This is a genomic window from Polynucleobacter necessarius (assembly GCF_900095185.1).
GTDB lineage: Bacteria > Pseudomonadota > Gammaproteobacteria > Burkholderiales > Burkholderiaceae > Polynucleobacter.
Genome location: NZ_LT606948.1, coordinates 985,627 through 1,011,774, shown reverse-complemented (window position 1 = coordinate 1,011,774; position 26,148 = coordinate 985,627). Strand labels below are relative to the sequence as shown.

General features: G+C 43.8%; 30 protein-coding genes and 8 pseudogenes. 20 read left to right on the top strand and 18 right to left on the bottom strand.

What is annotated here, in order from left to right; genetic code table 11:
* Positions 1 to 34 precede the first annotated feature (34 nt).
* Positions 35 to 1,048, bottom strand: a complete 1,014-nt coding sequence (locus tag DXE31_RS05800; protein ID WP_114698147.1) for a 2-hydroxyacid dehydrogenase — start codon at positions 1,046 to 1,048, stop codon at positions 35 to 37.
* Between the two features lie 121 nt (positions 1,049 to 1,169).
* Between DXE31_RS05800 and fdxA the strand changes: the two genes are divergently transcribed.
* The 4 genes and pseudogenes from fdxA (at position 1,170) to DXE31_RS05780 (ending at position 3,907) form a co-directional block, all read left to right on the top strand.
* Positions 1,170 to 1,493 (top strand): ferredoxin FdxA, encoded by a 324-nt coding sequence (gene fdxA / locus DXE31_RS05795; protein WP_114698146.1) that lies wholly within the window; start codon positions 1,170 to 1,172, stop codon positions 1,491 to 1,493.
* Between the two features lie 17 nt (positions 1,494 to 1,510).
* Positions 1,511 to 2,565 (top strand): annotated as a pseudogene (locus DXE31_RS05790) (NAD(P)/FAD-dependent oxidoreductase).
* A gap of 47 nt (positions 2,566 to 2,612) precedes the next feature.
* Entirely contained in the window at positions 2,613 to 3,407 is a 795-nt protein-coding gene (locus DXE31_RS05785; RefSeq protein ID WP_114698145.1) for a thymidylate synthase, read from the top strand.
* Positions 3,408 to 3,418: 11 nt separating this feature from the next.
* Complete coding sequence (locus DXE31_RS05780) at positions 3,419 to 3,907, top strand: dihydrofolate reductase (protein ID WP_114698144.1); 489 nt, start codon at positions 3,419 to 3,421, stop codon at positions 3,905 to 3,907.
* Positions 3,908 to 3,972: 65 nt separating this feature from the next.
* On the opposite strand, the pseudogene DXE31_RS11290 reads toward DXE31_RS05780, so the two are convergent.
* The 3 genes and pseudogenes from DXE31_RS11290 to DXE31_RS11280 form a co-directional block, all read right to left on the bottom strand.
* A pseudogene (locus DXE31_RS11290) lies at positions 3,973 to 4,188 on the bottom strand (peptidylprolyl isomerase); the annotation flags it as partial.
* 15 nt (positions 4,189 to 4,203) lie between these two features.
* Complete coding sequence (locus DXE31_RS11285) at positions 4,204 to 4,488, bottom strand: hypothetical protein (protein WP_231969409.1); 285 nt, start codon at positions 4,486 to 4,488, stop codon at positions 4,204 to 4,206.
* A gap of 120 nt (positions 4,489 to 4,608) precedes the next feature.
* Positions 4,609 to 4,806: a hypothetical protein gene (locus tag DXE31_RS11280; protein WP_231969408.1), complete on the bottom strand. Its 198-nt coding sequence runs from the start codon at positions 4,804 to 4,806 to the stop codon at positions 4,609 to 4,611.
* A gap of 295 nt (positions 4,807 to 5,101) precedes the next feature.
* Between DXE31_RS11280 and DXE31_RS05770 the strand changes: the two genes are divergently transcribed.
* Positions 5,102 to 5,497, top strand: coding sequence for an SOS response-associated peptidase family protein (locus tag DXE31_RS05770; protein ID WP_231969406.1), 396 nt, complete (start codon positions 5,102 to 5,104; stop codon positions 5,495 to 5,497).
* Positions 5,498 to 6,275: 778 nt separating this feature from the next.
* Here the strand turns inward: DXE31_RS05770 and DXE31_RS12865 are convergent.
* The 3 genes from DXE31_RS12865 to DXE31_RS05745 form a co-directional block, all read right to left on the bottom strand.
* The gene (locus tag DXE31_RS12865) at positions 6,276 to 6,560 is read right to left on the bottom strand and encodes a ferric reductase-like transmembrane domain-containing protein (RefSeq protein WP_197712158.1); all 285 of its coding nucleotides are present in this window, start codon (positions 6,558 to 6,560) and stop codon (positions 6,276 to 6,278) included.
* Between the two features lie 519 nt (positions 6,561 to 7,079).
* Positions 7,080 to 7,238 carry a 4a-hydroxytetrahydrobiopterin dehydratase gene (locus DXE31_RS05750; protein WP_114698142.1) on the bottom strand — a complete coding sequence of 53 codons (159 nt, stop codon included), beginning with the start codon at positions 7,236 to 7,238 and terminating at the stop codon, positions 7,080 to 7,082.
* 128 nt (positions 7,239 to 7,366) lie between these two features.
* On the bottom strand, positions 7,367 to 8,092 hold the full coding sequence (locus DXE31_RS05745) for a pseudouridine synthase (RefSeq protein ID WP_114698141.1): 726 nt from the start codon (positions 8,090 to 8,092) through the stop codon (positions 7,367 to 7,369).
* A gap of 94 nt (positions 8,093 to 8,186) precedes the next feature.
* Between DXE31_RS05745 and DXE31_RS12065 the strand changes: the two genes are divergently transcribed.
* Both DXE31_RS12065 and DXE31_RS12860 read left to right on the top strand, forming a co-directional pair.
* Positions 8,187 to 8,435: a DUF2889 domain-containing protein gene (locus tag DXE31_RS12065; RefSeq protein ID WP_331852034.1), complete on the top strand. Its 249-nt coding sequence runs from the start codon at positions 8,187 to 8,189 to the stop codon at positions 8,433 to 8,435.
* Positions 8,417 to 8,647: a DUF2889 domain-containing protein gene (locus DXE31_RS12860; RefSeq protein ID WP_415077808.1), complete on the top strand. Its 231-nt coding sequence runs from the start codon at positions 8,417 to 8,419 to the stop codon at positions 8,645 to 8,647. Before DXE31_RS12065 ends, DXE31_RS12860 begins: the two co-directional genes overlap by 19 nt.
* An 85-nt stretch (positions 8,648 to 8,732) precedes the next feature.
* On the opposite strand, the pseudogene DXE31_RS05735 reads toward DXE31_RS12860, so the two are convergent.
* Positions 8,733 to 9,436, bottom strand: a pseudogene (locus DXE31_RS05735) (SDR family NAD(P)-dependent oxidoreductase).
* 381 nt (positions 9,437 to 9,817) lie between these two features.
* Here DXE31_RS05735 and DXE31_RS05730 point away from each other — a divergent pair.
* Complete coding sequence (locus DXE31_RS05730) at positions 9,818 to 10,126, top strand: hypothetical protein (protein WP_114698140.1); 309 nt, start codon at positions 9,818 to 9,820, stop codon at positions 10,124 to 10,126.
* Between the two features lie 429 nt (positions 10,127 to 10,555).
* On the opposite strand, the pseudogene DXE31_RS05725 reads toward DXE31_RS05730, so the two are convergent.
* From DXE31_RS05725 to DXE31_RS05700, 6 genes and pseudogenes are all read right to left on the bottom strand, one after another.
* Positions 10,556 to 11,230 (bottom strand): annotated as a pseudogene (locus DXE31_RS05725) (MBL fold metallo-hydrolase).
* A 20-nt stretch (positions 11,231 to 11,250) separates the two neighbouring features.
* Positions 11,251 to 11,690: pseudogene (locus DXE31_RS05720) on the bottom strand (lipocalin family protein).
* A 122-nt stretch (positions 11,691 to 11,812) separates the two neighbouring features.
* Positions 11,813 to 12,810, bottom strand: a pseudogene (gene msrP, locus DXE31_RS05715) (protein-methionine-sulfoxide reductase catalytic subunit MsrP).
* A gap of 48 nt (positions 12,811 to 12,858) precedes the next feature.
* A complete protein-coding gene (locus DXE31_RS05710) occupies positions 12,859 to 13,266 on the bottom strand; it encodes a BLUF domain-containing protein (RefSeq protein ID WP_114698139.1) in 408 nt (135 codons plus the stop codon).
* Between the two features lie 94 nt (positions 13,267 to 13,360).
* Positions 13,361 to 15,595: an NADP-dependent isocitrate dehydrogenase gene (locus DXE31_RS05705; RefSeq protein WP_114698667.1), complete on the bottom strand. Its 2,235-nt coding sequence runs from the start codon at positions 15,593 to 15,595 to the stop codon at positions 13,361 to 13,363.
* 643 nt (positions 15,596 to 16,238) lie between these two features.
* On the bottom strand, positions 16,239 to 17,105 hold the full coding sequence (locus DXE31_RS05700) for a DUF6352 family protein (protein ID WP_114698138.1): 867 nt from the start codon (positions 17,103 to 17,105) through the stop codon (positions 16,239 to 16,241).
* A 153-nt stretch (positions 17,106 to 17,258) separates the two neighbouring features.
* Here DXE31_RS05700 and DXE31_RS05695 point away from each other — a divergent pair.
* Positions 17,259 to 17,606 (top strand): annotated as a pseudogene (locus DXE31_RS05695) (FKBP-type peptidyl-prolyl cis-trans isomerase).
* Between the two features lie 111 nt (positions 17,607 to 17,717).
* On the opposite strand, the gene DXE31_RS05690 reads toward DXE31_RS05695, so the two are convergent.
* Entirely contained in the window at positions 17,718 to 18,710 is a 993-nt protein-coding gene (locus DXE31_RS05690) for a transglycosylase SLT domain-containing protein (protein ID WP_114698137.1), read from the bottom strand.
* Positions 18,711 to 19,189: 479 nt separating this feature from the next.
* Here DXE31_RS05690 and DXE31_RS05685 point away from each other — a divergent pair, with 479 nt between their 5' ends.
* On the top strand, positions 19,190 to 20,215 hold the full coding sequence (locus tag DXE31_RS05685) for a DNA/RNA non-specific endonuclease (protein ID WP_114698136.1): 1,026 nt from the start codon (positions 19,190 to 19,192) through the stop codon (positions 20,213 to 20,215).
* A 12-nt stretch (positions 20,216 to 20,227) separates the two neighbouring features.
* Here DXE31_RS05685 and DXE31_RS05680 read toward each other — a convergent pair whose 3' ends face one another.
* Positions 20,228 to 20,437: a DUF3820 family protein gene (locus tag DXE31_RS05680; RefSeq protein ID WP_114698135.1), complete on the bottom strand. Its 210-nt coding sequence runs from the start codon at positions 20,435 to 20,437 to the stop codon at positions 20,228 to 20,230.
* A gap of 90 nt (positions 20,438 to 20,527) precedes the next feature.
* Between DXE31_RS05680 and DXE31_RS11275 the strand changes: the two genes are divergently transcribed.
* The 7 genes from DXE31_RS11275 to DXE31_RS05645 all read left to right on the top strand — a co-directional run bounded on the left by DXE31_RS11275 (position 20,528) and on the right by DXE31_RS05645 (position 23,461).
* Entirely contained in the window at positions 20,528 to 20,716 is a 189-nt protein-coding gene (locus DXE31_RS11275) for a hypothetical protein (protein WP_231969404.1), read from the top strand.
* 277 nt (positions 20,717 to 20,993) lie between these two features.
* On the top strand, positions 20,994 to 21,434 hold the full coding sequence (locus DXE31_RS11270) for a DUF6662 family protein (RefSeq protein WP_231969402.1): 441 nt from the start codon (positions 20,994 to 20,996) through the stop codon (positions 21,432 to 21,434).
* 11 nt (positions 21,435 to 21,445) lie between these two features.
* Entirely contained in the window at positions 21,446 to 21,625 is a 180-nt protein-coding gene (locus tag DXE31_RS05670; RefSeq protein ID WP_114698134.1) for a hypothetical protein, read from the top strand.
* A gap of 45 nt (positions 21,626 to 21,670) precedes the next feature.
* Positions 21,671 to 21,913 (top strand): hypothetical protein, encoded by a 243-nt coding sequence (locus DXE31_RS11265; RefSeq protein ID WP_231969401.1) that lies wholly within the window; start codon positions 21,671 to 21,673, stop codon positions 21,911 to 21,913.
* A gap of 293 nt (positions 21,914 to 22,206) precedes the next feature.
* On the top strand, positions 22,207 to 22,401 hold the full coding sequence (locus tag DXE31_RS05660; RefSeq protein ID WP_114698133.1) for a hypothetical protein: 195 nt from the start codon (positions 22,207 to 22,209) through the stop codon (positions 22,399 to 22,401).
* 133 nt (positions 22,402 to 22,534) lie between these two features.
* Positions 22,535 to 22,849, top strand: a complete 315-nt coding sequence (locus tag DXE31_RS05655) for an FAD:protein FMN transferase (RefSeq protein WP_114698132.1) — start codon at positions 22,535 to 22,537, stop codon at positions 22,847 to 22,849.
* 183 nt (positions 22,850 to 23,032) lie between these two features.
* The gene (locus DXE31_RS05645) at positions 23,033 to 23,461 is read left to right on the top strand and encodes a hypothetical protein (RefSeq protein ID WP_114698130.1); all 429 of its coding nucleotides are present in this window, start codon (positions 23,033 to 23,035) and stop codon (positions 23,459 to 23,461) included.
* 24 nt (positions 23,462 to 23,485) lie between these two features.
* On the opposite strand, the gene DXE31_RS05640 is transcribed toward DXE31_RS05645, so the two are convergent.
* Together DXE31_RS05640 and DXE31_RS05635 are read right to left on the bottom strand one after the other, a co-directional pair.
* Positions 23,486 to 23,767 carry an ArsR/SmtB family transcription factor gene (locus DXE31_RS05640; RefSeq protein ID WP_114698129.1) on the bottom strand — a complete coding sequence of 94 codons (282 nt, stop codon included), beginning with the start codon at positions 23,765 to 23,767 and terminating at the stop codon, positions 23,486 to 23,488.
* Positions 23,768 to 23,828: 61 nt separating this feature from the next.
* Positions 23,829 to 24,666, bottom strand: a pseudogene (locus DXE31_RS05635) (MBL fold metallo-hydrolase).
* A 113-nt stretch (positions 24,667 to 24,779) separates the two neighbouring features.
* Between DXE31_RS05635 and DXE31_RS11260 the strand changes: the two are divergent.
* From DXE31_RS11260 to DXE31_RS05625, 3 genes are all read left to right on the top strand, one after another.
* The gene (locus DXE31_RS11260) at positions 24,780 to 25,289 is read left to right on the top strand and encodes a sulfite exporter TauE/SafE family protein (protein WP_231969399.1); all 510 of its coding nucleotides are present in this window, start codon (positions 24,780 to 24,782) and stop codon (positions 25,287 to 25,289) included.
* Positions 25,208 to 25,417, top strand: coding sequence for a hypothetical protein (locus DXE31_RS11255; protein ID WP_231969565.1), 210 nt, complete (start codon positions 25,208 to 25,210; stop codon positions 25,415 to 25,417). The genes DXE31_RS11260 and DXE31_RS11255 overlap by 82 nt, the downstream gene beginning before the upstream one ends.
* A 218-nt stretch (positions 25,418 to 25,635) precedes the next feature.
* Positions 25,636 to 26,136 carry a hypothetical protein gene (locus tag DXE31_RS05625; protein ID WP_114698128.1) on the top strand — a complete coding sequence of 167 codons (501 nt, stop codon included), beginning with the start codon at positions 25,636 to 25,638 and terminating at the stop codon, positions 26,134 to 26,136.
* Positions 26,137 to 26,148 lie beyond the last annotated feature (12 nt).

Genomic DNA, 26,148 nt, shown 5'->3' with positions numbered 1-26,148 from the left:
TTTCTTGTTGATTGCTGAAAATATTTTTTATCAGCTAATCTTTATAAACTGCACTATTAATCAAGCTGGGTGGTTTTTTACCATCAAGCGCTGCACGTAAATTATCAATCGCCAAAGCCACCATTGCTCTACGGGTTTTTTCTGTGGCGCTTGCTATATGAGGAGCAAGAACGACATTACTGAGATTCAATAAATCTGGATGGACTTTTGGCTCACCCTCAAACACATCTAAACCTGCTGCAAAAATTTTATTTTCTTTGAGCGCTTGAGCTAATGCTGCATCATCCACAATACCCCCGCGGGCAATATTTATCAGGGTTGCGGTCGATTTCATAATCGCAATTTCTTTAGCACCAATCATATGATGACTCTCAGCACTGTAGGACATCACCAAGACCACGTGATCAGCAGTGCGCAGCAACTCTTCTTTAGAAACATACCTGGCGCCACAAGCTTTTTCATCGCCATCAGAGAGATGGCTACGGTTGTGATAAATCACATTCATTCCAAAACCCAAAGCACGTTTTGCAATACCTTGGCCAATACGTCCCATACCAATGATGCCGACTGTACTGTGATGCAAATCCATACCAAGCGGGTTATTCACAATAGACCACTTATCCCAATGACCTGCTCGTACCCAATGCTCTGCTTCAGTAATTCGCCTTGCGGTTGCCATCAATAGGGCAAAGCCAAAGTCTGCAGTGGTATCAGTTAATACGTCGGGTGTATTAGCGGCCATTACGCCTGCAGCAGTAATCGCAGGTACGTCAAAGTTATTATAGCCTACAGAAATATTAGCAACGATTTTTAGATCCTGGGCATTGACCAAAGCATTGGCATCTATTCTTTCGCTGCCGGCGACTAAAGCCCCTACAACCCCTGAGAGTTCTTTTTGCAACTCTTCAGGACTAAAAATACGATCCTCCTGATTGGACCGAACCTCAAAAGATTCCTCCAGTTTGGCTAAAGCCTCAGGAAAAATGGCTCTTGCCACCAAAATTTTGGGTTTTTGGTTGCTAGCTCGAGTGTTTGTTGTTGTATTCATAGATGGGACTTTACCTCAAGTAAAAATTGACCCTTTCACCTGAAAAATAGGCTATTTCGGCTAAAATTGAATTTTTATAACTTAGCACCCGGTTGTTTGGGGCTCTTGAAACAAAAACACCATGACTTACGTTGTTACCGAAGCTTGTATCCGTTGCAAATACACTGATTGCGTTGATGTTTGCCCAGTTGACTGCTTTCGTGAGGGTCCTAATTTTTTAGTGATCGATCCTAACGAGTGTATTGACTGTGCGGTATGTGTCCCTGAATGCCCAGTGAACGCCATTTACGCAGAAGACGACGTGCCAGGTGACCAACAAGCATTCATCAAATTGAATGCTGACCTCTCCCCTTCCTGGACCTCTATTACGAAGTCCAAAGTAGCTCTTCCAGAGGCTGATGAATGGAAAGACGTAAAAAACAAATTGGATCAGTTGGTAAAGTAATTTACTAGCCAAAAAGTGTGTCTTATTCACCCACACAAACCGATGCTGTCATCATTGGCGCCGGTCCTGTGGGTCTCTGTTAGGTTGTTGAATTAGGCCTCCTAAATATTAAGGCTCATGTTATTGACTCGCTTCCTGAGGTCGGTGGTCAATGTATCGAACTCTATCCTGATAAACCCATCTACGATATTCCCGCCATTCCAGTCTGCACTGGGCGTGAGCTGACCAAGAATTTATTGAAACAACTTAAGCCATTTGGTGCTCAATTGTATCTAGGGCAAGAGGTTACCGAGCTTGCTCGACAAGATGACGGACGCTTTTTTAGTAAGCACCTTTCAGGGCAATCAATTTCTAAGCAAAACAGTATTCATTGCTGGTGGTGTGAGCGCCTTTCAGCCACGAACTATCAACTTAGAGGGCATGGATGCCTTTGTAGGAAAACAAGTGTTTTTATCACGTCAACAATCCTAAACAGTTTGCAAATCAGAGAGTCGTGATTTGTGGCGGTGGAGATACAGCCTTAGACTGGGCAATTCATTGTGCAGAAATTGCTGCAAGTGTGATCCTGATCCATCGCCGTGATGACTTTAACGCTGTACCAAAATCAATCGCTAGAATGCGTGAACTTTGTGCCAATCAACAGATGACGCTTTTAATTGGGCAAGTGACAGACTACAAAACCATAGACTATCCACTCTCCGAGATCACATTGGCCAATATCGATGGTGATGCAAAACAAATTCCTCTTGATGATCTACTCGTATTTTTTGGTCTCTCTCCAAAATTAGGCCCTATCGCTGCATGGGGTCTTAACATCGACCGCAAACAGGTTTGCGTAGATACCGAAAAAATTTAAAACTAGTATTCCTAGAATTTATGCAGTAGGTGACATTCATGTTTGACCCAAGCAAGAAAAAATTGATCCTCTCAGGCCTCCATGAGGCCGCCCTAGCTGCCTTTGCTGCTGCCGCCTACCTGAGAACACCCTGATAAACAAATTCAGCTTCAATATACGGCCACCTCCCCTAAGCTTCATAAGGCACTCGGAGTAAAGTCACCCACATTCGAGTAAGCTATCCTTAATTTATTAATACATCACTGCTTTTAGCCAAAATACCTATGCGTCAATATCACGATCTCATGAAAACAGTCCTCACCAAGGGGGTTCAAAAATCCGACAGAACAGGAACCGGAACGCTATCGATATTTGGACATCAAATGCGCTTTAATTTAGCCGATGGCTTTCCGATGGTGACTACTAAAAAGTTATACCTCAAGCCCATCATTTACGAGTTACTCTGGTTTCTCAAAGGCAGCACTAACAATAATTGGCTGAAAGAACGCGGCGTATCCATTTGGAATGAGTGGGCTGCACCTGATGGTGATTTAGGTCCAATCTATGGATATCAGTGGCGCTCCTGGCCCGCACCCAATAGTCAGCACATCGATCAAATTTCTGAAGTAGTTGAGACTATTAGAAAGAACCCGGACTCTCGTCGCATTATTGTCTCAGCCTGGAATGTAGCCGATATTCCGCGGATGGCCTTAGCCCCTTGTCATGCCTTCTTTCAGTTCTATGTGGCTGATGGCAAACTGTCTTGCCAACTGTATCAACGTAGCGCTGATATTTTTTTAGGCGTGCCTTTTAATATTGCAAGCTATGCTTTGCTCACGCACATGATGGCGCAACAGTGCAGCTTAAAAGTGGGCGACCTTATCTGGACGGGTGGCGATTGCCATCTATACAGCAATCATCTCGAACAGGTAGAACTGCAGTTATCTCGAGACTTCTTTTCACTACCTAAACTCAATCTTTTACGTAAACCTAATTCTATATTTGATTATGAATTCGAAGACTGTGAAATTGTTGGCTACGAGTCACACCCTCACATCAAAGCTCTTGTAGCAATTTAAGAAACCTATTTATGAGCCACCCAGCTATTTCAATGATTGTTGCGCGCTCGCGCAATCATGTAATTGGTTGCGATAACCAAATGCCCTGGAAAATCTCAGCTGATTTGCAGTTTTTTAAACGTGTCACTATGGGTCACCCTGTCATCATGGGTCGAAAAACCTGGGAGTCGATTGGACGTCCACTACCAGGGCGTAGAAATATTGTAGTGAGCAGGCATAGCAATTACCCAGCAACAGGCGGAGAGTTGGTTGGTTCTTTGGATGAGGCCTTAAGAAGCTTAAGTCAATTTGCACGTGTTTTTGTGATTGGTGGCGAGCAACTTTTCAAGCAAGCCTTTAACAAAACGGATCGACTTTACATTACCGAAATTGATTTGGATGTTGATGGTGGCGATACCTTTTTTGAAATTCCCAATCCAGCAGAGTGGATAGAGGTGGAACGTACCCCGGGTTCAGAAGGCGATATTACCTTGAGTTTTATTACCTTAGAGCGCAAATAAAAAGGAGCGCAGGGTCCTTTTTATTTAACATGAGCGAAAACTGCAATGTTTATGCGCTCATCAATTTACTGAATAATGATCTTGGCAATCTGGCTCAAGTACTCAAATTGCTTACGTTGAGTTAGGTCAGCACAAATCGCTTGCTTTGTTTGTTCAAATGAAGGTGGCTTGCTAGATTTTTTATCCTCCAGCTTAATGAAGTACCAACCTTGCTGCATCTGAATCGGTGCTGGTGAAACTTGACCTTTAGACAGAGACGTCAGTACAGAAGCCAATGGTGGGGCAAGTTGCTCCGATTAAATCCAACCCACTGCACCACCCTGCACTTTATTAGGAGCTAAAAAAACACTCTTGGCCACCTTGTCACAAGGCTCCCCTTTTTTAATTCGCGCAAGAGCTGCTTGCGCATCTACCTCACTCGCTACAGCAATATCACTCACCTTGTATTCCGAAAGTATGCCCTGAGGACTTAAAGAGGTAATCTCACGATTGTAGTCAGCTTGAACATCTGCATCGGTAATTGGATTTTGTGCGAGATAGGTAGACATCTCTAGGTCAGCTAAATAATTTTGGCGAATCATGGCTAATTGCGTATTAGCTCTTTCAGAATTCGCTAAACCATCTTTTTCAGCTTGCTGAGAAAGCAGTAGAACTTCAATGTACGTTTGAATAACTATCTTACGCAGTTCCGGGGATTCTTTTTACCCTTGAGAGATGGCAACCCTGATTCCCTGCTCGACCATATTATTTGAAATAATGGTGCCATTGACAGATGCTGCGGCATTAATTGGTACACCACTTTTCTGAGCATACGTACCGTTTACTGTAGCGCCGGTCAACATACCAATGACTATCAAGCGTAACGCCACACAACGAAATATAAAAGCAAATATTTTCATACGGATATCTTTCTAAGATTTAGCCTCAATACTACCGACGAGAAACTTATTGGCAGCAGTAAAATAAGCACATGTGTGTTCAATACCTCACAACCGCCAATACCGAATGGGTAAAAACCCACTTTGACCTAGATCTATCCATGACCTCGGCTCAAGATATCTTTCCGACGTATCCCGGACTAATCATTCTTAAAAGTCACAACACTGACCGAGTTGCTATTGGATTAGCGCGCTTTGGTTTACTACCCCCTGGGCAAGAGAAGCAACCTTTGGAAGAAAGACCTATAACGCCCGTGTGGAAACCGTTGCTAAAAAGCCATCATATAAGCATGCCTGGACAAAGCGACATTACGCCTTAGCCTTGGCTGAGGCTTTTTATGAACCTTGTTATGAGACTGGTAAAGCAGTGCGTACTGCAATCAAACAAGTTAATCATGAGCCAATGGCTCTTGCTTCCATCTGGGATACCTGGACCGAACCAAACACTGGAGAACTCATCGTTTCTTTTTCGATGCTCACAATTGATGCAGGTAACCATCCCGTGATGAAACGTATACACAAGCCTGAAGATGAAAAACGCACCGTGGTGCCCTTACGTCCTGAATTATTTGATGCTTGGCTCAATGCCATTCCAGATGAAGCACTGGCTCGCTTACAACTAGATTCAATTCCAGAGCTAGTTCTAACTTAAAAGGTAATGACTGGTCTAGAGGCTTGATAGGGATTTGCTGATTGCTTCTCTAAGGCCTCAGCCTCTTCCTCGCCTTCTGGCTGCCGATAGTATAATGCATCCGGCGGGCGGCTTTTTCGATAAATTAAATTCCTGTGCGGTCGGCGCAATAGGTCCACAAGGGGACCGACCCTCTACAGGTGCAAGAGGTTGATTATTCAATTCCCGGAGTTGCGCAGCAGGAGTATATGGGGAATAAGACTCCATTCCCGAAGTTACTGGGGTCTGTGCCAAAACAGAGAAACCAGATCATCATCAGGCATAGAGCTAGCTTTGAGAGGAGTTTATTGATAGGGCCCATTGTAGGGTAGCCCTGCATAACTACCTCTTTACAATTTGGCCCAATCTATAAAATTAACGACACCTACACACTAGGTACCTCTCATTTTTACGTTGCTAGTCGAGCGACCACAATTGGCAACATCTATCAAAATAATGTAGTCAACACTCGGCGCTTTCTCTTGAGCGCATTGGCGTATTACCGATTTGTGGGAGTATCAGCCTCCAATACGGAGGTCACATGGAAATTCAGAATGATTTTGTCGAGATACTTCGCTTGATTGTTCGCTACACCACCTAGCTCTAAAGAGCTCAAGGCCTGCTTCTCTGAAGCAAATGCTTTATTACGGGCACTCGGAGAGTCAGCAATACAAGATAACTACAGCGTAGATATAAACAGTATCCAAATCATTTTTTCCGGATTGATGCCAGCAATAATGAGCGATAGCAGTGCAGGCTATTAAATACACGAGTGTATGTAGTGATCCCAGCGCCGACCCAAAAAACGAACTGCCCATTGATTTGAAGTGATTGCTAACGGCACTAAAAGTACTAAAGGCAAAAAGCCCATCATTATAAACGGACGCTTAACTACATCATTCCGCATCGCTTGAAGATCTAAATTCTGATCTAGCCAAAACCATATGGAAAAGTGAATGCATGCATAAAAGAAACAAAATAAACCGAGCATCCGACGCAACTTAATCCAGAAGCTTGAGCCAGTGAAAAGATGTAATGGGGTCATTCCTAGCGTGATACAGAGAAAGACTCGCGCGCCCAAGTGCCTGTAGAACAGGTAATGAATTCAATGGGGTTTGCACCCAAGCCGTCGTCCAGGCCCAGCCAAGCCAAGCCAAGCCAAACGATACGGGCCAACGGTACTAGGCAAAGTAAAAAAAATAATTGGCTTTAAGAACTTCATAGACATTACTGTAAACCAAGCTCAATCCAGCGTGGGTTTGATTCCACTAAATCTATATCCTTTATCTCTATCGATAAAGGCTGTAATTTACTATCCTGAAACTTCGACAAAGGATATATATATGACTGAAGAAAACCAAACTCAGAACGATGACGCTTTTGATTACGGTTGCGAATGCGCAATGGAGCTACTCAATGAGCCTACAGAAGACCGTCTCACTGACTTAATTGATGAAGCTTGATGAAGATGGCATGATATCTACCGAAGTCGGTTATGGTCTATTGGCTTCTATCCTTATGAGGAAGAATATGAAGGCGATGAACGCTAAACGCTCTTGGTTGCTTAATTGGCAATAACATCCATGGCTTTGGCTAACTGAATATCCAACTTAGTTAATGTACCTACAGAGTGGGTAGTCAGCCCAACGGATACCTTGTTCCATGAATTAGACCAATCTGGGTGATGATCTAGCTCTTCTGCATGTTGCGCGCATAGGGTCATAAATTCAAATGCCTACTTGAAATCAGTAAAGATAAATAGGCGTGCAATCGATTTTCCTGAGGAGCCGAGGGTTCATGCAAGGATTTCTTGCTGCAAATGATGACTATCTGTAATCAAAATTCATTCCTTTAACTAACAACACTTTGTGAGAGTTGCTTTAATTCATCAGGATATAACCAACGCCATTCACCCTCAGCTAGATCTGCTGGCATTCGATAGGCGCCAATTTCTGTTCGATGAAGTCCAGCAACATGATTACCAACGGCTGCCATCATGCGCTTTACTTTGTGACAACGTCCCTCAACAATGGTCATTGCTAAAACATGTTCTGATAGCTGCAGACATGCCGTTGCATAACAAGGCTTGGGATCATCTTCTAGTACAACACCATTGAGCAAGCACTCAATTTGCTTCTGAGTCATGGGTTCAGGAGTTGTGATCTCATAAACCTTACCAATATTTTTCTTAGGGGTAGTCATCTTATGAATGAACTGACCATCATCCGAAATCAGAAGAAGACCGGTAGTGTCATAGTCCAAACGACCCACACACTGCACGCCTCTCTCTATAAAGAGGCTAGGAAGCAAGCTATAAACACTAGAGTGATGCGTCGTTTTATGTGAGCACTCATAATGAGGGGGCTTATTAAAAGCAAGGTATGCCTTCTCGTGATACTCCCAATCTTGACCCTCTACATTGAGGACAAGATTGTCTGTAGCAATTTTTTCATCTGAATCTTCGGCCAATACACCATTTACCTTGACTAGATCGGCATATACCAAATCACTACAGTAGCGACGTGTACCAAAGCCTTGGCTAAAAAGAATTTTTTCTAGGGAAATCGGTTTTGCCATATGTAAAAAGGATACTACAGAGCTGCATATATTTGTTTCCACTATTTTTTGCAATTCATTATCGCTGAAACAGTCATTGATACCTTGATTACCTATACTCACCAAACCACAACCGCGTTCTTTATTACACACTCGAGACGTCAGCTTTCAAGGTAACGCTAGAGAAGATGGCTTATGGGACATTGAGGGTCACCTGAGGGATTTCAAAACTAACCCATTTCAAACAACCGCAAAGATTTGGGAGCCAGGTGAAGCTTTTCACGATATGTGGGTGCGCGTTACGTTAAACCAAGTTTATTATGCAAACCATGGAGGTGGTCATGGATGGTCAACCTCATGCTGAATGCTCAACGGCCATTCCACCGATGGATGCTCTCATTAGAGCCGCCCGGATTGGAAAGGGCTGGCGCGCAAAAAACCATTGATGCCCACCTAGGCGGAATCAAAGGCTGTATGCATCTACGCGAACTACTCACGACTCTTGCTACAGCCGCCTATCAATCGATACCAGGAGCTTTTTTGACCCTACCGGTGAAAAGCCACCAACCTACTTAGGTAGCTGTAAGTCTTGGGACTTTGATGGACCAGTTGTAATGCGTGTTTATCCTCCAAGCTTATTCCAATGGAATAAAGCTAAGCCTTAAAGCTCTTCACGATACAATGAGGTGCCTGCAAATGATTGTTGAACTGGCATGATTTCTAATACATTGATATTCACATGAGCGGCTAGAGTAGCAGACCAGTAAATTGCTTCAGCAATATCGTCGGCGCTTAAGGCATGAACACCTTCATAGACCTTTTTGGCTTTAGCATCATCACCCTTCAAGCAAACATTAGAGTATTCAGTACCAGAGCTTAATCCAGCCTCAATACAGGTAACCCGTAATGGTGTGCCAATCAAGTCAGCACGTAAATTTAAGCTCAATTGTTTAACAAAGGCTTTCGTTGCGCCATAAACATTACTACGACGATAAGGATGCAGTCCTGCTACCGAACCTACATTCATAATCAGTATCAATCATTTGATCCCAATCAGAAATCTTTGCTAGATGGGCTGACTCCAGACCCAGAGCAAGGCCAGCATTGTTGCCCAATACCATTACCTGGGAAACTTCAGCTGGTAAGGCGCTTTCTAATACATCGACCTGCGTACTGTCGCAAACATCAAGGACAATATTGAGGAGTTTTTTCTGCTGTCCTGCTGGTCAAGAATTCTTGAGAGCATATAAACGCTCCGCCATTCTGCCAACTGCAATCACTTGATGGCTATTATCTAAAAAAACATCTGGCAGTGGCTTTACCACATCCTGCGGTAGCACCAGTAACCAATACGGTATGTTCCATGCGTCCTCCTGACATCTTCGGCAAATAGTATTTTGTAATTTAATGTTATTGCTTATATGACTTTTAGGGGCACATTTTCCCTGCCCTTACTTTGCATAATTTCTAGCCTTGTAAGTGCTCAGGATCAGAACTCTTCTATGTCTGCGCTTCGACTGATCAATGCGTCGCAAGAAAAATCCCCAGATCGTACGCTGGAATTCTGAGCTTATCATGAATACGATGGCTCTCAGAACTATGTCGACACGCTCAAGTTGCGGTACTACAACCCCTTTAAATATTGGTGATTGGCACAGCACCATAAGGCTAGATACAGCCTATACAGCAAGCTATGACCCTTAATTACCCGCCCCAAGCTACTGGTACCTATTCTCCCAATACGGCATGGTCACCATTTGGGGTGGTAAAGCAGGTTGGTTGGGCAAACTTGGAGCTCGAATAGTTGCTCCTTTTAATAATACAGGACAATGGCTAGCAGGTCCACAGATCAGCACCTCATATGTGCCAACAGATCGGGGGTATACTGTTCTAGCCGATCTATCTCCTTTGGCTCGCTATATGATCGAATTTAATACAAAGGCGCCTGCGGATTCAAGTCCGCCACCACTAGCAGGCCGTCTTGAGCTATTATATTCAACAGTAGGCTTGAAGAACTTAGGTCCCAGCACTCAGATTCGCTTTTGGGATGCATAACGCAGCTGGTGGAGGTTGGTTTGTACCGATTGATGCCACATGCTGACACAACGTCTCAATAAAAATGTACTCGTTGCGATTGGTGGAGCTAAACAAGTAATTCAAATTTATCAGGTCTATAACTGGATAATGGACGGAAAAATTGCGCTGACTTTTTAATGCGAGCAATCAAGTGCTATTAAGCCTGGTCAATCAGCATTTCACCTTCTAGTTTTGCTGCTCCCGATTTCACCAAGGCTTTTGGTAACCACTGAGTAAATTCATCCATATTCACATTAAGCATTTTGGCTGCACTAATTAATGCTGGCGTATTAGCAATCCAATGATGGACAAACGTTATATCTCGAGTACGCCACTCTACTAAACGATACTTGAGTAATACTTTGGCGCCATGACGCGCGTTGCGATCTGCATCAGAGGCTAAGTAATCTAATCTTGAACGCGCACAATAGCTAAGGATTTAGCAACCTCTGTAAATATCGTTCCATGCCCAGGAATAACGAGGTCGACCTTCAGACTCTCAATCAGATCCAAGGTTTGTGCCACCTCTTCAAATCCAGCCTCACCCCAAAGCTCAGGAAAGATAACCCCAAAACCCTCCTCCCATAAAGCATCTGCTGAAATCAGTATGCGATGGTCTGGCTGATATAGCATGATGGAATGCGGATCATGCCCTGGTGCAGCCAATATCTGCCAAGAGTATCTGCCGAGCGATATCGCCTCACCTGGAAGCAATCACTCGTCGTGAACAAACTGCGGGCACTCTTGTCCTAAATTGTCATAACTTAAAAGATTGCTGTCCCAATTTTTAACCGCGACCTCTTCAGCAGGTGGAATATAAACCTTGCAATGAAACTCTTTGGCTAAAGCTGCGTTTCCACCACAATGATCTGAGTGCAGGTGAGTATTTACAAGCTTGTTTACCTTTGACAAGCCATGTTTTTTTAAAGCATTGCGGACTAAGTTGAGTGTGCAATCCTGGTGAGCAAAATAACCAGAATCTACCAGCGAGACATCGTTCTCACTGAAATGAAAAATATTATTTGCAGAGAGCCAACCCCTCTCAAATACTTCGAGCCCAGGCAGTAAGAGTTGCGCTGTCATGTTGTAGTGATTTTTATTGACTAAGCGCTTATTTGGGAGGTGAGTTCTAGTTTACGTACATCAAATTGTTGATTTTGAATACGCTGCAGAACCTCTTCGTCAACCTTCTGATCCAATTGAGGAGCTCTAGAAAGAATCCAGAGGCACTCTCGGCGGGGGTCACTAATAACTCTGCCTCTTGATCCTGAGAATCCAAATCAATAACCCAATAATCTCCCCATACCAACGGTAAAAAGGATAGCCAAGCAGGTGCAAAACGCACCTCTAGCTTTAGAGAATCCTTAGCCCCAATCTGCCGAGCAGTGCCCTCAGCCTCCAGAAGATTACCGTCGGCTGATTTACAGCTATTAAGTACCTTCAAAGTTCCATCAGCTCGTGACGAATAAACGGCTTTGGTATTACCAATACATTTCCTTTGAAACCAATTTGGATATTTAGCAATCTCATACCACGTACCCATATAGCGCTGCACATCTAAGGAGGAAATGGTTTTGACTGGTGCATCGTTAGTTTGACCATTAGCGGAAAAACTCAGTACCAACAGATAAGCACTCAAAAGTGCTGCATACATTTTATTCATCACTAATAGCACTTCTTCAGATCCATGCCCGTATACATGCTAGCGACTTGCTCGCCATAGCCATTAAACATTTGTGTTGTGATCTTTGGTGCAAAGATACCTTTGGGATCGCCAATACGGCGCTCAGTTACCTGACTCCAGCGAGGATACTCTACCTGTGGATTGATATTGGAATAAAACCCATATTCACGAGTATCGAATTGACTCCAACTTGTCTTTGGCATTTCTTCTGTAAAGCGGATTTTAACAATCGACTTTGCACTCTTAAAGCCATACTTCCATGGGACTACGCTACGTACTGGCGCCCCATTTTGTTTTGGCAAAACTTCACCATAAAGTCCAAAGGACAATAAGTTTAATGGGTTCATTGCTTCATCCATCCGCAGGCCTTCGCGATAGGGCTAATCGATAATATTGCTTTTGACTCCAGGCATTTGTTTACGATCAGCCAAAGAGATAAATTCGACACACTTTGCCGATCCTAATGGCTCAACTTTATTGATCAACTTGGAGAGTGAGTAACCATCCCAGGGGATCACCATCGACCAACCCTCTACGCAGCGCATCCGATAAATGCGCTTTTCCAAGGGTGCTAGCTTGAGAAGCGCATCGATATATCCATCGTTATCGGCTTCCTCACCAAACCTGCGATCGAAATTACCCACGTGCGTGTTTGTAAGCTATCTGCGTAAGCTGCTGGATCTGATTTATCGGTGCCAAACTCATAAAAGTTGTTGTAGGTTGTAACGTACTTGTAAGGAGTCAGGCTATCCTTATCTGCAAATACCAGGTTTAAGTAAGCAGCTAATTTCTCAGGAGTAGCTGCGAGCGCCTGTCGTGAAAACCAAGGTGCTAAAGCCATTCCAAAACCACCAGCTGCAGCAGTTTGGAGAATCTTTCTACGGTTATCAAACACGGCTTTTGGAGTGATATCGCTCGCCACAGAATGGTCTTGTCTATAAAATGCATATTGCGCCCCCAAATAAGATAATAGGCCCATTTTGCTACTGATGAGGATTTCTTGCTTAATCTTCTTGCTGAATCTCATTCATAGCTGACTTTCACGCATCTTGCTCATCAAAGCCAAGCTATGCTTATCCATACCACCCACAATTTCAGCTGGTGCTGGATAGTCACGTGTCAGCGTCTCACCACCATAAAAGCGTAATAACCAATCAGCGAAGCTCCGCTCAGGGATCTCTCGAATCTCTAAGAGCTCAATCCGATGGTGCCGCGTATCTTCTTGGATGCGCTTCCAAGTCTTCATCACACTGAAATGCTCACCCTCAATAATTTGACCAAACTGCTGATTGTCATACAGAAGAATGCCAGTAATGCCGTTTTGTTGATTGAACGCACGCGGAGACTCTAAGAAACGCATCAGACCAAGACAAGACATATCCGAGACTACTTCACTCAGATCGCTTAGCTCTATTAGATCTTTTGGTTTTGACATTTCTTGGAGATCAATAAATAAAAAGGCAAACTCGAAAGTTTGCCTTTGAATACTATGCCTAATTTAATGCTTAGGCACTTAGCGCTTCCACCTACTAAGCTCTTGCTGCTTTCAGAGCCGCATTGAAGGTAGCGCTAGGACGCATCACTGCTTTGCACTTTTCTGGATCAGCTACATAATAACCACCAATATCTACTGGCTTGCCCTGCACTGCCTTCAGCTCACTCGCAATTGTTTGCTCATTCTCGATCAAAGTTTTTGCTAAAGGCGCAAAGTACGTTTGCAACTCTTTGTCTTCGGTTTGAGCAGCTAAAGCCTCGGCCCAGTACATAGCCAAATAGAACTGGCTACCACGGTTGTCTAGTTCACCGGTCCGAGGTGAAGGTGACTTGTTATTATCCAACAACTTACCAGTCGCCTCATCCAAGGTACGCGCCAGAATCTTCACTTTCTGATTACCCGTCTTATCACCGACAGCCTCAAGAGAAACTGCCAAGGCTAAAAACTCGCCTAGAGAATCCCAGCGTAAGTGATTTTCTTCGACCAACTGTTGAACATGCTTCGGAGCAGATCCCCCGGCACCAGTCTCGAACAAGCCGCCGCCAGCCATCAAAGGCACGATCGATAGCATCTTCGCGCTAGTCCCCAATTCCATGATTGGGAATAAGTCGGTGAGGTAATCACGCAAGATATTACCTGTCACAGAAATCGTATCCTTTCCACAAATCACACGCTCTAAGGTGTAACGCATTGCACGGGTTTGAGACATGATCTGAATATCAACACCTTCAAGGTCATAATCCTTCAGATAGGTTTTGACCTTTTTGATCAATTCAGCTTCATGAGGACGATACTTGTCGAGCCAGAATACCGCTGGAGTATTAGAGAGACGTGCACGATTTACAGCCAACTTCACCCAGTCACGAATCGACGCATCTTTCACTTGGCACATCCGCCAGATATCGCCCTCTTCTACATTTTGCTCAAGCAACACTGTGCCGTCATCAGCAACAATGCGGGCGACACCTGCTTCAGGTATCTCAAATGTCTTGTCATGTGAGCCGTACTCTTCAGCCTGTTGAGCCATCAAGCCAACATTGGGTACGGTACCCATAGTTCTTGGATCAAAGTTACCGTGTGTCTTACAGAAATTAAGCATCTCTTGATAAATGCGGGCAAAAGTACTCTCTGGAATTACAGCTTTTGTATCATGTAAACGACCATCAGCACCCCACATCTTGCCGCCAACCCGAATCATCGCAGGCATTGAAGCATCGACGATCACATCACTTGGAGAGTGGAGGTTGGTAATACCTTTGGCAGAGTCAACCATTGCCAAAGCAGGACGATGCTCATGACAAGCATGCAAATCTTGAATGAGTTCTGCACGTTTGGATTCTGGCAAAGTCTTGATCTTTTCATACAGACTGCCCATACCGTTGTTGGGATTTACGCCCAACTCGTCAAATAACGTCTTGTGCTTTTCAAAAGCATCTTTGTAGAAAATTTTGACGGCATAACCAAATACAATCGGGTGAGAAACCTTCATCATGGTTGCCTTCAGGTGCAAGGATAACATCATGCCAGTCTTATAAGCATCTTCGATTTCTTTTTCGTAGAACTCGCAAAGCGCCTTCTTGCTCATATACATGCTGTCAATAATTTCACCTGCGAGCAAGGAGACTTTTGGCTTAAGAACAATAGTCTTACCACTCTTGGTTACCAAGTCCATCTTCACATCACAGGCTTTAGTCATGGTCATTGACTTCTCGCTTGAGTAAAAGTCGCCACCATGCATATGGGATACGTGAGTACGAGAGGCTTGACTCCATTCGCCCATAGAGTGTGGATTTTTACGAGCGTAACGCTTTACAGCAGGAGGTGCGCGGCGGTCAGAGTTACCCTCACGCAAAACTGGGTTGACTGAGCTGCCTAGACACTTGGAATAACGAGCGCGAATAGCCTTCTCTTCATCAGTTTTTGGATCTTCTGGGAAGTTTGGAACTTTATAACCTTTAGCCTGTAATTCTTTGATTGCAGCAAGCAGCTGTGGAACAGAAGCACTAATGTTGGGCAACTTAATAATGTTGGTATCAGGCAATAAAGTCATTTTGCCGAGCGCACCCAAGTTGTCCGGAACTTGCTGCTCAGGAGTAAGACAATCAGAAAACTCAGCCAAGATACGAGCAGCAACAGAAATGTCACTCTTTACAATCTCTACGCCAGCAGGTGCCGTAAAAGTACGAATAATTGGCAGAAATGCACAAGTTGCCAAAAGTGGCGCCCCATCTGTCAGCGTATAAATAATCTTTGATTTCTCTGAAGCCATAAATGTTTCCTCAATTTTCAAAAAATTACAGAGTCAGGTTTTTACCCTGTCGCCCTCAAATCCACATTTTGCAAAGCGCTTTTAGCGCACTATTTGCCAATGAGGCGAAAATCCCATTTTAAATCATCAGGCATAGCAAAAATAGTGGTTTTGCACCTGAAAACCCCAGATAAAGTCGAATTTACGGGAATCCACTAAGACAACTACAGATAGCAATACACCGTAAACTGCAGGCCATGGTCAGCAAATATCCCTTACTCAACAAAAATCTGGCGCTACTGATGATCTGCCAAGGTTTATGCTTGACCAATAACATCACCTTTTTCGCCATCAATGGCTTGGTAGGCCTCAGCTTGGCCTTTTGGTGGCAATGCTTTCGGCACTTTTATGCGCCTATGCAGCGATTAGCAAAAATTTTTGGCTTCTCGTTTTGGGAACCTTCATCGCGCCGGCTATTACAGTGCTAATGGCCAGTTATATCGTTTTCCCGCTGCTGAGAACTCATAGACCTCAAACAACGCGCGATAAGGCAGTCTCTTGGGTGCCTGCTGGTGGCATCTTGGGCGCCGTGATTGGACCCAATCTCGCATCTTGGACCAGAGATTTATTTGACACTGCCTTTTTAGGTGCTTATCTCACCCTTTCAATTGCTGATCTTATTGAAATCTTGGTGATGCAGTTTATTCAATTCCCAGCTGAACTCAAGACAAAGCACTCCCTTGCTGATGGGCGCCACCCTGAAAGTGATACTCCAACCACCAGCTTTTATGGTCGCCATTATGGCTGCCGCATCCAAATCTACATGCCATGACCACTTTGGATCGGTAATTTGCTGCATTGGTGTAATGCGAACACTGATGCCAAAAAAATGCTTTATCCATTTCTCTAATACACGGCAAAAAGCATTGATTGGCTCATGGCCAAAATTGAGCTGCACCACTAGATCAAAATCTTCATTGCGAGACCAGTATTCAGCGGCATTCTCCTCATGGAAAACATCTAGGTCAGCAGATCGCATTGCCATGGATTTGCCTTTCAGTAAATCCATGATTTTTCCAGTCTCGCCAGCCTGCGCATTCTTGGCGATCACCTCTTCATCCACTTTCATCAGAATGCCATCCTCAATCACTGTGATCTTCTGAGTTCTAAAAAAGAGCTCGCCCATTCTGGCTTCTAATGGATGTGCATCATCACCAAGAATATGTTTCACGAAAATTTGTGCCAATAGGGCAATAAATAAAGGCGGCACATCCACTCTCTCGCCTTCAAACAAGCTCATATAAAAGCTTTCTAAGGAGTTCGCCGCCAATAGCCTCCACCGATAACGCAACCAGACACGATAGTTCTCCTGAATATCCTGCTCAGCCATCTGAGCAATTTCACTTTCAACCACTTCGGCTCTAGGGTTTTCAGTTAAACGCCGGTGTAAGACTTGCTCCTTTGGGCAAGACTCAGGCACCAACTGCAACTCCGGCCTATTGAGATAGGTTCGCAACAAGTCATCCGTCACCAGTAGTTGATGATCAGGACTGATTGCCAGAGTGCGCTATGCTGCATTTGCCCAATAATTTGTCATACGTCTTTGCGAAAGCCAACTCACCTTCAGAATTTACAGAGCTCAGAATATGCTAGCCAATCAATTTGTGTGAAATAGGAAAACATTATGGGTGAATTTAAAAAAATTGATACCGTTGTTGGCAATGGCAAAGAAGCGGCGGCGGGCAATCATGTAGATGTGCATTACACCGGCTGGCTTTATGATGAAAATACCGCTGACCACAAAGGTCAAAAATTTGATAGCTCATGAGATCGCGGGCAACTCTTGAGCTTCCCATGGAGTGCAGGCCATGTCATCAAAGGTTGAGATGAGGGCGTAGCGGGTATGAAAATTGACGGCAAACGTACGCTCATCATTCCTTCTGATATGGGCTATGGACCTCGTAGTGCTGATGGTGTAATCCCGCCAAACGCTACTCTTGTTTTTGATGTGGAATTACACGGCGTTCAGTAATTCAGCTATTCGGTAATTTTGGAGGTGCTCCATTCTCAATAAGTATTGAGTGATGAAAACACAAGCCACCCAAGGGTGGCTTTTTTAGTTTCTCGAGGCGTCTACAACTGATTAAGAACGCAAGTCTTTGCCGCTCAAAGTCAATCGATTAGAAGAGCGATCTTGACACAGCGCAATGATCCGATTCCTCTCAGCCATGACCTTATCAGCATAGCCCCCATCATGTTCTGCATTTGCAGCACCAACGTAGTACTTCAAACCATTACGCAAGGAGCCTGCTGTTGCAATCAGGTATTTCAAAATATATGCGCCTACACGAATATTCACCTCAGGTTTCACAGCCGTAGCGGTTCCACCAAAAATGGCGTATTTATCTTTATGAACAGAGGTCATTACCTGCATAAGCCCTTCGGCACCAGCATGACTCTTCGTATTGGGGTTAAAGTTTGACTCAACTGATATCACCGCTAACAACAGTATTGGATCAATATTGACCTCTTTTGCAATCAGAATCGTGTTGGAGACATATTCTTCGATCTTGGCGCGGTCGAGGTTGTACTTCTTTTCAAAAAAATCCGCTACCGAGCGCTGGTTCTGAATCGAGCCCATCAAATTGCTATCTAAGGCTTGAGGGTCCATCTTTGAGGTCGGGATACGATCGGATAAATGAGAAATCGACTTCACCTCCATCTGCGCTACCGATGGCATTAATAAGGCTACTGTTTGTTGCTTAGCGCTGGTCAATCCGCTTGTAGTCGGTAATTTAGATTTACTGTAGATGATGACGGCCGCACTCTCAGTATCAGCTACCTGAGCGCCCGATAACTCGGGTTCTTTATATTGATTGAGCATACCGAAGACATTGCTCCAAACAATACTGCGTGCCTCATCGGGAACAAGGATGCGTGCCAAGTCAAAGGCACCAGCGTTTTTGCCGTTACCTGAAAGCCAAAGGCCAACCACCATAAATACAGTCACCACGAGTAAGCCATTGATAACTCGATAGACGGGAGCCATGGCGTGCGCGAGCAGATCTTTAGCAGTCAACAGAGTTGACTGCTTAGTCTGCATATCACTCAAGTTATTGGATAAACATTTACTCATTCATGGTTTGCAAAACCTCAAAAAACTGAACTGCCGTTTTATGCTGCATTGCAATATCTAAAAACATGGGTCATCCTAAGAGGTTTCTTATATCAAGTCAAGAATAAAGAAGTAAAATTCAATAACTTATTGATCTAGAAATTGGGGAGACCCCGTAGATGAGACTTCAAAAGCATATATAACCTAATAGAATCAATCACTTATAGAAGTTAGGGGTCACTAATTTCACTCTATAAAAAATTGTCTGAAATCGGACTTTTTAGTAAATCAGCTCCGTATTTCCTCTAAAAAATCATATATCTAGTGCTTTTCATCTGCCAATTTTCTAGGGGTAGTACCCCTCCCAAAATCGTCATAAGCTATTGTTTGTAAGTAAAGAAGTTCAGTAAATGCCAGCTCCCCAACCGACTTACTTAGAGCACTTGAGGAAAACTCCAACACTCAGACTGAGAGTCCGACAAGTCCTACACTTAATACCCATGAAGTCTCCCCGTCACTTGCTTGCCCTCTTAGCACTGCTCTTCTCATTAAGCGCTTTTGCTGCTTTTGAAGATTGCAGGGATCTATTTCCAAATCAACAGATACCGAGCACACCCCAAGTTGGCCGTGACCTCTGTTTTGATAGTTTCGCTATTTACTACTCCCCCCATGATAAAAAGGCCATTTATACCGTCGAGAAACTTAGTAGAGAGCAGCTCTCTACAAACCGTCCGCGCAGGACCAACCAGTTTTATGAAGAAGCACGGCTACCTTATGCTGAAAGAGCTCTACTATCTGATTACCGAGGAAGTGGCTATGACCGCGGTCACAATGCGCCTGCTGGAGATATGACCAATGAGCGTGCAATGGCCCAATCATTCTCAATGGCAAATATGATGCCTCAGGCGAGGCAAAATAATCAGGGCATTTGGGCCAAAAATGTTGAAGAGCCTACTCGAGGCTACGTCAAAAGAGCGGCTGGTGATATTTATATATTCACTGGCTCAACCGGAAATAGCGGGAGCATTGGAAAAAATCGAGTAACGATTCCAAGCCACTTATATAAATTGGTTTACGACCCCAATAAAAACATCGCATGGGCTTATTGGATTGAAAATTCAAATGAAGCCAAAATGATGCCGCCTATTACCTATCAAGAATTGACTCAGAAAACAGGGATTGATTTTCATTTGCCACTCAGTAACGATGGGAATAAGCAAGTTACTACCGCTTCAGAACCCCCAAAAACAAAGGAACAAAAGGCTTTTATTGGTGGCTGGTATCCCGTATTTTTTGAGGAACTCTCGTTTAGTAAACTCAACAGCGTAATTAATAATATTAAGATGGGTAAGGTGGAGAACATTCAGCTTCAATACGACCGTAATGAAAATTTGACAAAACAGATTGCTTTACAAATTGAGTCGCAAACCAATCTACCAATAAGCCTCTTACAAAGCAGTCCACCAGAATCCACAGCCGTCACTTACAAACGCAATCGTATTATGCTGGTTACTTATTCAAGATAACTTCGATTTAGCCTATAGGCCATGCGCCTGTTGAATGGGCACCAAAAATCCACGCAAATCATTGTGGTCTAGTGTGCGCATTAACTCTAGAAGCTGACCAAGCTCACCCTTAGGAAATCCTTTCCGAGCAAACCAAGCCAGATAGTTTCCCGGTAAATCTGCCAATGCTCGCCCAGCATATTTTCCAAAGGGCATTTTCATCAAAAACAATGAAGTGGTCATTTTTTAGTTGAGAATTATTCTCAACTAATGTTATATTGAGAACCAATCTCATTTAGATTCTTTAAATAGCAACCTAAAAGGACCTTGAACTTGACTATTAATCGACTTTTAGCATTCAGCATCTTCTTAATCGCTGCCTTGCATTTTTCATTTGCACACGCTGGCGAGGGGGCGTTTGGCTGGATCTACACTTTAGATTTACAACCCAAAGGTAAGTGGGAGTTTGAGCAGCAACTACAACTGAATCAACAGCAAGCCTCGGGATCTTATGATGCCTAGGCTGTTAGAACTGAGCTGGAATACGGGGTAACTAATGATCTCCAGATAGCTGGAGACATTAATTCTGATTACACAAGCGCCAATCAAAATTACACTAACCTAGAAGCCTGTGGCGACTCACCAGGCTGTACGGGTGGTTATGGCGTTCCTTCCTCGCACGATCCCTCTCCACCGCATATCGCAAAAGTGGAATTGAAGGTGGCTCTCTAGAAGCAATCTATCGAATTACCAATCCAGTGACCTCACCAGTGGGCGTTGGACTGTATCTCGAGCCGACATGGGGAAGAAAGATGAACTATCAGCAAGATTGTTACTGCAATCAAACTTTATTGATGATCATTTCATTCTCGCTGGAAATGTTGTAGTTGCTAACGAACGCTTAAAGTTTATTCAGAATGGCAACGTACCTGAATCCAGCTTGGACTTCCTTGTAGGTGCAACCTATCGTTTTGCACCCAAATGGTCAGCTGGTGTAGAAGCTCGCTTTCATAACGATTACTTAGAGCTGAATTTACGCAATCAAGTGCAAAGAGCTACCTTTATCGGGCCTAATATGCACTACGCAGCAAAAGATTGGTGGGTCACTGGCGCATGGCGCTATCAATTAGCAGACGGGAATTGTATGGGTGGCGGCGAGGCGGAATGCTCCAACGCACGTGTCTGGGATAGCCATTCAGTAAATGAATTTATTGTCAAAGTAGGTTTCCCACTCAATTAACAAGAGAAAACATGGAAATTCAAAACTTATTAGTAGGTGCCCTAAGTTATTTGGTGAAATTTCAATCTACCCAATGTCCCGACGCTAGAGGAAGAGCATTAATGATGTTTGACGCATTAGCTGAGCAACAAGGTCTAGCCAACGACATTCGAGAGCTTTGCTATGAGGCTAATGAATTGCTGACATTTTAATAAATTGACTCCATCCATTGAAAGTCTTCATTTAAAACATCCTGTATGATCTGGAAACCTAACCCACTTCTGATGCTCTGTTCAGCAATAATGATCGCCCCCATTATTGCTCACGCCAAGATATATATTTCTGCTGAGCAAGTGCAGAAAATTCTTTTTCCAAATACATCACTTACAAACAACCCAATTCTCATCACCGGTGATTTACAGGAAAAGATGTGTGCTGTGTCGAGTATTCGACATCCCTTTCAAGGTGAGCGTATTTGGAAAGCAGCTGATGGTAGCTAGCTAGTGATTGATGAGGGTGTTGGCAATCATGAAATGATCACCTATACGGTAGCCCTTAGCCCAAATGGGCGTATTTTAGGGATTGAAATCCTAGAATATGTCGAGTCCTATGGCTATGAAGTTGCCAACCCCCAATAGGGTCAACAGTTTATTGGTAAGAGCGTGAGTGATCCCATCAAGCTTAATCAGGATATTAAAAATATTGGCGGCGCAACCCTTTCCTGCAAACACATTACGGATGGCGTAAAAAGAGTCACCGTCTTATTTCATCTCGTGCTAAAGAGCTCGAATTCATGATGCGATACAGGCCACTTCTGGGAACTTTCGTTGAAGTCTCAGCCCATGAAGATAATGCATCAATTGCTATTGAACATGCATTTTCTGCAATCCAGAAGATTCATAACCTCATGGGCTTTCACAATCCCCAAAGTGAATTAAGTCGAATCAATTATCAAGCACGCTTAAAAGCATTGGAAATTCATCCATAGACTGCTCCAGTTCTTAAGATTGCGAAAGAAATGTACAGCAAGTCCAATGGTCTCTTTAATTGCGGTATTAGTCATCGATTGGTAGCTGCAGGCTTATTACCCGACCACATCACCTTATTAAATCATCAACTAGGTGGGAATTGAAGATATCCACTTTTTGACCCCAGATCTGATCGAGTTAACGCGCCCTGTGTGTTTAGATCTTGGAGGAATTGCCAAAGGTTTTGCGGTAAATATGGCAGTCAGAGTTCTTTTATCGGAGGGTACATTGTCTGGCTCTGTAAATGCTGGTGGGGATCTCAGGGTGTTTGGAGACCATTCTCTCCTTATTCAAGTTCGTCACCCAGAATTACCAGAAGAGGTGATAGCAGTTGGCGCTCTAAAAGATGGTGCAATTGCAACCAGCGGTCTTTGGTCTTTATTTTGCAAAAAGAGATCGCATGCATAGTCACATCATCAATCCTTTTGCACAGCATCCCTCTAAGGTTCATAAAGATGTCTCAGGATCCTTTTCTATTATTGCTACAAAATGCGTCTATGCCGACGCCCTCACCAAAGTTTTGGTCTTATCAAATGATGAGCATCATCCTTACTTTAGTCACTTTGGCGCCCAGTCCCTGAGGATTACCATATGAGCCGATTTGGGAAAATGCCAGGATGGCACAGATTATTTCTGATCTGCGGAATAGTGACCTGCTCGATTACTGGCCTCATCTATCTACTGGGACATCATTTTCAAATTCAGCGCTCCACGCTTGGGTCGCACAGTATCTTGGCAACACATGGAGTTGCCAAGATACTGGCTTCATTAGCGTTTCGGTCTGTACTTCCTTTTCATATCAAAGCGGGATATAAGTCTCAAAGACAGTGGTTGAGCGGCTTTAGTTTGATTGGATATATGACTATATTGATTATTTCTGCCGCCTTACTGTCTTACGGGCCAGAAGACATTCGGGATATTGCAATGGATACTCATTGGGTAGTAGGTTTACTTTTCTTCGCTACTTTTCTAGTGCATGTATTTATCAGATTGGGAAATAGCAAACGCACTCAGCAATAGAGATCCACCAGAAAAAAATGATTTTTATCGCTTGCAAAAGTACTTGTACAACACGCTCATTACGGCTATGGCGATTTCACTGGCTAAAGAGTAATAGATTTGTTTGCCATCGCGGCGCGTCTTGACCAATTTCTCTTTACGCAACACCGTTAGTTGTTGAGATAGAGTTGGTTGATGTATGTTCAATACTGCCTCTAGCTCGCTGACACATTTTTCACCTTGCCCGATCTCACATAACAACATCATTCGATCACTATTGGATAAGACCTGCATGAGTTTGCGGGCATCATCTACAGATGCCTGCATTTTTTTGAGTTCCGATTTAGAAAGCGTTATTTCAAAGTGCGTTTAGAGGTATTTTCAAGTATCACTTGCCATTCGACTCAGGCTCAGGCAAATGACCGGCACAGATATTTAGCTGAATCGATGGCAATATGAGATTAGGCATATCTAAGGTGGCATCACGTTTATTGCGCATTTCCACAAACTGCCCTTCAGTAATACCCTCATGTATATATTCGATTTCTTCTCGGCCCCTGCAGTTGTGCAATAAGCAACCGGACGATCTGATGGCGGGTAGTCGTGACACATATACAGCTTGGTTTCATCAGGATATGCCAATACCTTCTGGATCGACTGATATAGAGTCTTTGCATTACCTCCAGGGAAATCACAACGCGCGGTACCAACATCTGGCATAAACAAGGTATCCCCCACAAATAGGGCGTCACCGATTTCGTAAGCCATGCAAGCTGGGGGTGGCCAGGGACATATAAGGCTTGTAAAGAGAGATTACCAAATGACAAGGATTCGCCATCTTTCAATCAATGATCAAACTGCGATCCATCAACTGCAAAATCGTCTTTAAGATTAAATACCTCCTTGAATACGTTCTGAACATTAGTAATGTGATCTCCAATCACAATCTTGCCGCCCCTTTTGCTTTGCAGGTAAGGTGCAGCGGTTAAATGATCGGCATGGGCGTGAGTCTCTAACATCCAAGTGAGTTTTAATTGCGCCCCCTGAATGAGGTCAATTACCTCGTTTGCTGAACGCGTCGAAGTTCTTCCAGACTTAGGATCGTAGTTCAATACCGAATCTATGACTATGCATGGACTTCCGGTCCCGGCATAAACGACGTAAGAAAATGTCCAGTTTTCTGGATCAGAAAACGCTTTGACATTAGCGGGGGTATTTACCTTCACAATGACCTGTCTAGACAAAATCGCCTTACTTACAGAGGTAATTGATATATATTTATAAATATAAATATAAATATAAAATTATTTTCAATGGACTACTCAATATTCATTAGCCTGTGCTTAGGTATGATAGTGGGGCTATTAATGGGTCTCACTGGGGCAGGAGGTGGCATCCTGTCAGTACCCTGATTGGTATTTGCTTTTTACATCTATCTGTAGCTGAAGCAGCTCCTATTTCCCTTTTTGCTATTGCACTCTCAGCGGGCATAGGGGCATTACTTGGATTTAAAAATAAAATTCTGCGCTATAGAGCTGTGGGTTTTACGGCGATTTTTGGGCTTCTACTCTCCCCACTAGGTTTATGGGTAGCGCAACGAGTCCCGACTGCACCGCTACTGATGTTATTTAGCTGCACCCTATTTTTTATCTCGAGTACTATGTTGCTTCAGTCCAGAAGGGAGAAGCTTCACCTGCCCAAACGTAAACGCAAGCCACCTCCTTGCCTTCTTAATCCAGAGGTGGGTAAGTTGAGCTGGAATATACCGTGCGCTCGCTCTTTATTGATTGCCGGCTCTTGGGCGGGCTTTCTGTCGGGCTTGCTTGCTGTAAAGGCGGTGGCTTTGTAATTGTTCCCGCCTTAAGGCGTTACACAGATTTAACGGCACAATCTATAGTCGCCACATCTTTGGGAATATTGGCCATCATCTCTGGTGGCGGAGTTCTATTTTCTGCAATCTCAAGTAATTTAGATTAAGCTATGGCAGCACCTTTTTCTTTCGGTGCATTATTTGGCCTGCTGCTTGGGCGGGCAGTTGGCAAGAGATTAAGCGGTCCAAGAATGCAACAAATTTTTGCCCTTCTCACATTTGGGGTTGCCGTTAGTCTTGTCATCCAAGACCTGAACTCTTTATAAAAAGATCGACTGTATCAATTCTCCTTATACTTGCTTTTACCCTTTTGGGAGCCTTCCTCATGTCTTCGAATACACCAAACTCATTCCTATCTAGCGCGATAAGCACTCTTTCCGGCACTGTCAGCAATCTGAACAATGAGTTACTCGAATATGTGAATCCCGAAAAACCCACTCATGATCATTCCTCGGTGTATTACAAACGAATCTATATTTCACAATTTAATCTCGGGGATCAGGCAATCGAAGCAAAGTTCTCATCACCAATGCAGATTGCTGATGGCGACCACATGATTATTGCAGAATATCCAAAAGATGGGGCCTTTCAAGTGCTCGCCTATAGCAACCAAACCCAACAAGTCGAAAGCCATGAGAACTGGATCATACTCATTCTTGGCGCCCTCTTTTTCTTTGCAGTAGCAATTGACTTGCTCAATAGCGAGCTTGTGATTGAAGGTGCCCTTGTACCCAAATTATTCTTATTTGGATTTACTTTGGTCGCCATTTACATGGGGTATCGTGCATTATTGATACGCGAAGCTATCAAACTCATATCCAGCTAAGGCACGGGAAAT

Excerpts from the sequence above, each read along its gene's own strand:
- DXE31_RS05685 (WP_114698136.1), top strand. The coding sequence starts at position 19,190 with ATGAAGTCTCCCCGTCACTTGCTTGCCCTCTTAGCACTGCTCTTCTCA.
- DXE31_RS05780 (WP_114698144.1), top strand. The coding sequence starts at position 3,419 with ATGAGCCACCCAGCTATTTCAATGATTGTTGCGCGCTCGCGCAATCAT.
- DXE31_RS05645 (WP_114698130.1), top strand. The coding sequence starts at position 23,033 with ATGAGCCGATTTGGGAAAATGCCAGGATGGCACAGATTATTTCTGATC.
- DXE31_RS05750 (WP_114698142.1), bottom strand. The coding sequence starts at position 7,238 with ATGACCCTATGCGCGCAACATGCAGAAGAGCTAGATCATCACCCAGAT.
- DXE31_RS05670 (WP_114698134.1), top strand. The coding sequence starts at position 21,446 with ATGGAAATTCAAAACTTATTAGTAGGTGCCCTAAGTTATTTGGTGAAA.
- DXE31_RS05785 (WP_114698145.1), top strand. The coding sequence starts at position 2,613 with ATGCGTCAATATCACGATCTCATGAAAACAGTCCTCACCAAGGGGGTT.
- DXE31_RS05730 (WP_114698140.1), top strand. The coding sequence starts at position 9,818 with ATGGTCACCATTTGGGGTGGTAAAGCAGGTTGGTTGGGCAAACTTGGA.
- DXE31_RS11285 (WP_231969409.1), bottom strand. The coding sequence starts at position 4,488 with ATGATTCGCCAAAATTATTTAGCTGACCTAGAGATGTCTACCTATCTC.
- DXE31_RS12865 (WP_197712158.1), bottom strand. The coding sequence starts at position 6,560 with ATGACCCCATTACATCTTTTCACTGGCTCAAGCTTCTGGATTAAGTTG.
- fdxA (WP_114698146.1), top strand. The coding sequence starts at position 1,170 with ATGACTTACGTTGTTACCGAAGCTTGTATCCGTTGCAAATACACTGAT.
- DXE31_RS05640 (WP_114698129.1), bottom strand. The coding sequence starts at position 23,767 with ATGCAGGCATCTGTAGATGATGCCCGCAAACTCATGCAGGTCTTATCC.
- DXE31_RS12860 (WP_415077808.1), top strand. The coding sequence starts at position 8,417 with ATGGTCAACCTCATGCTGAATGCTCAACGGCCATTCCACCGATGGATG.
- DXE31_RS05800 (WP_114698147.1), bottom strand. The coding sequence starts at position 1,048 with ATGAATACAACAACAAACACTCGAGCTAGCAACCAAAAACCCAAAATT.
- DXE31_RS05625 (WP_114698128.1), top strand. The coding sequence starts at position 25,636 with ATGTCTTCGAATACACCAAACTCATTCCTATCTAGCGCGATAAGCACT.
- DXE31_RS05745 (WP_114698141.1), bottom strand. The coding sequence starts at position 8,092 with ATGGCAAAACCGATTTCCCTAGAAAAAATTCTTTTTAGCCAAGGCTTT.
- DXE31_RS11270 (WP_231969402.1), top strand. The coding sequence starts at position 20,994 with ATGGGGAAGAAAGATGAACTATCAGCAAGATTGTTACTGCAATCAAAC.
- DXE31_RS05660 (WP_114698133.1), top strand. The coding sequence starts at position 22,207 with ATGATGCGATACAGGCCACTTCTGGGAACTTTCGTTGAAGTCTCAGCC.
- DXE31_RS05710 (WP_114698139.1), bottom strand. The coding sequence starts at position 13,266 with ATGTCAAAACCAAAAGATCTAATAGAGCTAAGCGATCTGAGTGAAGTA.
- DXE31_RS05690 (WP_114698137.1), bottom strand. The coding sequence starts at position 18,710 with ATGAGTAAATGTTTATCCAATAACTTGAGTGATATGCAGACTAAGCAG.
- DXE31_RS11280 (WP_231969408.1), bottom strand. The coding sequence starts at position 4,806 with ATGAAAATATTTGCTTTTATATTTCGTTGTGTGGCGTTACGCTTGATA.
- DXE31_RS05705 (WP_114698667.1), bottom strand. The coding sequence starts at position 15,595 with ATGGCTTCAGAGAAATCAAAGATTATTTATACGCTGACAGATGGGGCG.
- DXE31_RS05680 (WP_114698135.1), bottom strand. The coding sequence starts at position 20,437 with ATGACCACTTCATTGTTTTTGATGAAAATGCCCTTTGGAAAATATGCT.
- DXE31_RS11265 (WP_231969401.1), top strand. The coding sequence starts at position 21,671 with ATGATCTGGAAACCTAACCCACTTCTGATGCTCTGTTCAGCAATAATG.